The following is a 5381-nucleotide window of genomic DNA, read 5'->3' on the forward strand; positions in this document are numbered from 1 at the left end:
TTTTGGACTTTAACTTGTCTTGGAGTTTAATCCCTTTATAGAGCCTTAGTATCAGATTCCTGTTCGTCGAGCCAAGATTTTATTCCACGCTTCCTTAGTGGTTGGTCGATGTGTACCCCCACAGTGGACTTTCACCACCTAGATAGTTGCCATGCCTGGCACACAAGAAAAAGCTACCATAAAGACAGCTCCGATCTTCAGCTAACACACCCATTAGCTAAAAAAGAAGGAAAAATCCACTTACTTCACTATCCAGCTAATTTTGCAAACAAAAAGAGCGTTAACCCTTATGGATAACGCTCTAAAATCGATTTAAAATACATTAATAAATAATACATAAACCTATTTGACTATGCCAAGCATAAATTTCAATATCAATCTTCATTCTCTTCTTCTTCTTCTTCATATAAATCGTGTTCACCAATATAAATAGGGCTGTTTGCATGATCAATTCTGATTGGCCATTCATACGGAACGGATAAACGGCTGGATACACCTCTCCAAAATTTACTCGAATCGGTTTCAAAATCTTGAAACTCTTTTAATAGTTCTTTATAAGACGCACCGTCAAATTGTATATTCATTTCCTGCAACCTCATGAAAGCCATATGTCTAATTTCAAGCTCTGCTGCCTTTTCCATTTCTTCTTCCGTTGCCTCTCCGATAATGGTTCCTGGCGGGGGTAAGATAGCGTAGATATTATCTACTTCTTCTCCCGTTTCTTGTGCGGGAATCAATTTATTCTTGATCCGATTAAGCATAAAGTCAACTCCTAATGGTTTTCATCTATTATATATAAGTCTGTCAAGCTGCGTAAACTAAATACTCTTCATGTTCAGCTAAAGCACCCGTTAGTTTAAGTGAATTACTTCACAATAATGAACCATTTACAACTGAAGAAAGTAGTTCATTTATTGCAGAAATGCTGCTTTCGTTGTGTGTTTTAAGGAGTTTTTGATTTTTTTAGAGAAGCCCACTTACCATAACCAAAAACGGTCGTTTAAGGAACTTTAATAGTCTTCATTCTTTTCTCACATTTGAATGATATAAATAATTATTGTCAATAATGTTATAGTCCAACAATTTTTCACATATTTTATCACAAATTTACTTGTCTGTATTTTGTCAATGAAATAGTCTTAATTATAAGTGCTCCAGAATGACTGTAATCGTTATCTAATAAAGAATGGTGGGATAAAATGTTACCAATCGAACGACAACAACAAATTTTAACATGGTTAGAACAAGAAGAGACTTTGCGTGTTTCGGATATTAGTAAGAGATTAGAGGTGTCTGAAATGACAGTTTACCGAGATTTAAAACCATTAATTGATCAGCAGAAAGTATTTAAAACATCTAATGGAATTGCTCTTATTGCTCAAAGCTACATTTCTTCTAATCATTGTTCTTATTGCTATAAAGATTCAAATACGAGACTGTCTGTTCAATTGATTAAAAAGAATCAACACGTGGAGCACACTTGTTGTCCTCATTGTGGGCTTCTTCGATTTCAGGATATAGAAAATGACGTCTCACAAATTATTTGCCATGATTTTTTGAATGATACAACGATAAGTGCTAAGATGGCGACCTTTCTTATGAATGCAGATATTAATTTGAATTGTTGCCAACCACAAGTAATTGCCTTTGAATCTATTAAACAAGCTAAACAATTCCAGTTAGGATTTGGTGGGCAAATATATAGTTTTAAAGAAGCAATTCAAGCTATAACTATTGAAATGCATGGAAAAGACTGCTGCCATTTGAAACAGTAAGAGGAGATAGCAGCAGTAAAAGTAGACACAAAACATACTAAGTCTTGATGGGGGTTTAGAAGTGAAAAAAGGCAATTATAATCGTTTATGGAAATGGCATTTCTATGCAGCATTATTTATCGCACCACTACTGATTACATTAACACTAAGTGGCATTGGATATTTATTCTATACAGAAGTAGAAAATAAAGCTTACGATGATTTATTCTTTGGAGAAAGCGAAAAAACAGAACAATTTACGATTGATGAAGGAATTAAGAAGGCGGTAGAGCAACACAAAGGCTATTCTGTCTCGAAAGTTATTTTATTAGATGATCCGTATAATACACGCTTAACGATGACAAATGAAGATGGCGACCAAAAATATGTATTCTTGGATGATAATTATGAAATGGTCGGTAGTCAAAATGCGAAACATACATTTTCAAATGTTATGAGAGAAACACATAGTTCACTTTTTGTAGGTGGAACTGTTGTAAATTACTTAGTTGAATTAGCTGCATGCTGGGCAATCTTCTTACTGTTCACTGGTCTTTACATGACCTTTAAGGGAAGGGCATTGAAGAAAATACAGAATTCAACGAAGCGACAAAAAAACAAAAAATTGCATGCGTTAGTGGGAACAATTATTACAATTCCCATGATTATCATTATTTTTACCGGCTTGCCTTGGTCAGCATTTATGGGTAATTTTATATACTCAGCAGCTCAAGATCATCCTTCTATTGGGATTCCAACTTTAAAACAACAGCCTCCAACTTCGGATATGAGTGAAATCCCATGGGCTACTCGTAAAAATGAGGCACCAACGTCAGGCGATAATCACGCACATCATGGTGATATGTCTAATATGCCAGGTATGTCAAATGGCAGCAGTATGTTAAGTGTCGAACAATTGATGAATAAGGTTGAGGAAGCTCATATTTCGAAACCTTATTCAATTATTTATCCAGCGACTGAAGAAGGTGTATACACAATATCTAAGGGGAGTAATACTGGTGTAACCGGCTTAGACGTTAGCCCGTATGATGAAATGACAACCTATTTCGATCAATATAGTGGAAACTTGATTTCAAAAGTGAGCTATCATGATTATGGTATTTTAGCAAAATGGTTTACATGGGGTATTCCATTACATGAAGGTCATTTATTTGGCTGGCCAAATAAATTGATTAACTTATCTGTTTGTCTATCCTTCCTATTCGTCATATTTTGGGGAATTAAAACGTGGCTATCTCGTAAAAAAGAGGGTAAATTCTCAGCTCCACCAAAAGCTTCAAGTAGTCTTTCGATTGGCTTTATTATCTTTATGGTGGTTTTAGGGTTAGTTATGCCACTATTTGGGATTTCTTTAATTGTAGTGGCTATTATTGAAGGAATTATTTACCTCATCAAAAAAGAAAAAAAGTGACCATTGCAAATTAATCTGTATTAAGAATTGAACACCCGTTAGTTACCTTAACTAATAGAAGTTGATATTTTATTAACAGAAGAGTTTTTTTCTAGTTCAAGAAAGTATACTAAAGTTTCATATTGTAGCTTTGAAACAAAGTTTGATCAAATTAATACAAGAAACCTTGATAAATGTATAAATAGAAAGGGCATGTTTTGAAAAAAGATTGATCAAAACATGCCCTTATAATATTTTTATTGGATTAATCATTTATAAAAAAGATTGATCATTTTTGTGTTCCTGAATCAGCTAGTCGAGTAGAAGGGAATACCTTGCGGTAGATTAAGTTCCTCCCCCCTCACAGAACCGTGCTTGCGCTATTCACGCACACGGCTCCTCCTAGTTACCATTCACAAAATGTAGCTAATCTCTTAGATTCAGATTTTGCTAATTCTGCTATCCTTAGTAGTTTTGTTTCCATTTATCCCTACCTCTGAGTGTAGTAAATGTTTCCCTAGTAAGGGCGATAACTGGTAGCTAGCCTTTCCTCCATCGGTATTACCCAACTTCATTGGTACTACGCTGCTATCCGACTCCCTACACAGCATTTGGTTTCCTTGCTTTTTATCGCTTGTACAACATACTCTTCTAACAAGAAAAGACCGGTAGGGTCTCCCGAGTTGCCGTATCATATCGATGTGTAACGTGCCAAGGTCTCTGACTCCAGAGAGGTTTTATCCATCTTGCCCTTAACGAAGGATAAAATGTAGCTTTCTGCAGTGCGTAAGGCATCAGCCCTCTCGATTTACTAACATTATGGAGCTCAATCCCTTCAACCATTTGGCTTTCGGCCCGCCACCTAACTGTCTACGCTTAAAGACTAAAGTTACCTTTAGCCCTCCAAGACTCGCTACGAGCGAATGGCTAGTTCTTACTCGACGGGAATCCCACCCGCTATATGATACGACCTAGGCTCGGCCGCACACGCACCCGTTAGTTGCATAGCAAGTACTATAATATTTTCGCATTAGCCCATATTTCCTCTAAAGACTTTCCATCCAATGTTGCCTGTTGTAGTAGCTCTTCCGTTGTACTAAACGATTGTAAATCGAATTCATAATCTGAGAGATGCCATTGGTTAGAATGTTCATTAATGTGATAAATGTGGTCTTGAAAAGAAAAACTGACTCTATTATCAAAACCCAAATCCCTTTTCAAATCTTCATATGAATAGTTAAGTTTTTCGATAATCATCTCAGCGTACATTCGTACATCAATATCGGTATCATTTTTGAAAACCTCAATAAATTCTTGGATTGTTTCATTATCTAATCGATAAGTTAAAAAATTCCATACAGTGTTAGCGATATCACTTCTTAAGTATTTATCAGGATGTTTACTCAATTTCATAAATTGTTTACTTAACCAATCTACATCAGACTCAAATTGCGACAGATATGTAATTACACTACTTATTTCCTCTACATTATCTTGTTGTATAAGGGTTTCAAATTCCTCTTTGCTATATCCCTCCATCTGAAGTTCAATCTCATCAAACGGTTCGGATTCTTCCGTATATAGACCTTCTAAAAATTCATCAAAATGGTTCGCTATTTTTATAATCTTTTCTTCTTCATTATCTATATAAACAATCGAAGGTTCAGAAGAAACATGGCGATAGTCAAAAGCAATCCAAGTATGGCCATCACCATTAAACAAAACCAACCCTTCAGGCATTTCCCATTCTTCTATAAAATATTCGCTTTTTAATATACCGTCTTCTAGACTTATGCCTAAAATATGGTCAACGTTAATATGGGCATCAGCCCACGATGTTGGAACGTCAGTAGGATACGAGTTAAATTTTATATATCCCCCGTTTTGATCTTTGAGGATATTTATGTACGATTGTGGTAATTTTATTTTCAGTTTTTCTTCTGCTTTTTTAACCATCTCATCAGTTAATGGTGCTAACTTGTAATAATCACTGTCTTCTTGCCAAATTACATTGCCCATTGAAATCACTTCCTAAAAATATAATATTTGTTGAGACATTAATTATACATTGTTAGTTATTGATTCATATCTCTTTATTGAACTAACTTGCCCCGCTAGTTCCATAAGAAACTCCTATGGCGGCGCTCCTCGCCGCCACCATCTACTACGAAAATCTAAACTCAAAAATAGAGTCTAACCCATTAACCCCTTGACGA

General features: G+C 35.5%; 3 protein-coding genes and 1 pseudogene. 2 read left to right on the forward strand and 2 right to left on the reverse strand.

Annotated features, from left to right (window positions below; genetic code table 11):
- Nucleotides 1-374 precede the first annotated feature (374 nt).
- Nucleotides 375-761 (reverse strand): hypothetical protein, encoded by a 387-nt coding sequence (locus ACQKMR_RS28040; protein WP_427700195.1) that lies wholly within the window; start codon nt 759-761, stop codon nt 375-377.
- Between the two features lie 438 nt (nt 762-1199).
- Here ACQKMR_RS28040 and ACQKMR_RS28045 point away from each other — a divergent pair, with 438 nt between their 5' ends.
- Both ACQKMR_RS28045 and ACQKMR_RS28050 read left to right on the forward strand, forming a co-directional pair.
- Nucleotides 1200-1775: a DeoR family transcriptional regulator gene (locus ACQKMR_RS28045; RefSeq protein WP_427700196.1), complete on the forward strand. Its 576-nt coding sequence runs from the start codon at nt 1200-1202 to the stop codon at nt 1773-1775.
- 61 nt (nt 1776-1836) lie between these two features.
- Entirely contained in the window at nt 1837-3186 is a 1350-nt protein-coding gene (locus ACQKMR_RS28050; protein WP_427700197.1) for a PepSY-associated TM helix domain-containing protein, read from the forward strand.
- Between the two features lie 1554 nt (nt 3187-4740).
- On the opposite strand, the pseudogene ACQKMR_RS28055 reads toward ACQKMR_RS28050, so the two are convergent.
- Nucleotides 4741-5184, reverse strand: a pseudogene (locus ACQKMR_RS28055) (SMI1/KNR4 family protein); the annotation flags it as partial.
- Between the last annotated feature and the right edge of the window lie 197 nt (nt 5185-5381).

This window comes from Peribacillus sp. NPDC096540 (genome assembly GCF_050278525.1).
In the GTDB taxonomy this organism is placed as follows: domain Bacteria; phylum Bacillota; class Bacilli; order Bacillales; family DSM-1321; genus Peribacillus.

Bases quoted from the DNA above. Each gene is read 5' to 3' on its own strand.
- ACQKMR_RS28040 (WP_427700195.1), bottom strand. From the start codon at position 761: ATGCTTAATCGGATCAAGAATAAATTGATTCCCGCACAAGAAACGGGA.
- ACQKMR_RS28045 (WP_427700196.1), top strand. From the start codon at position 1,200: ATGTTACCAATCGAACGACAACAACAAATTTTAACATGGTTAGAACAA.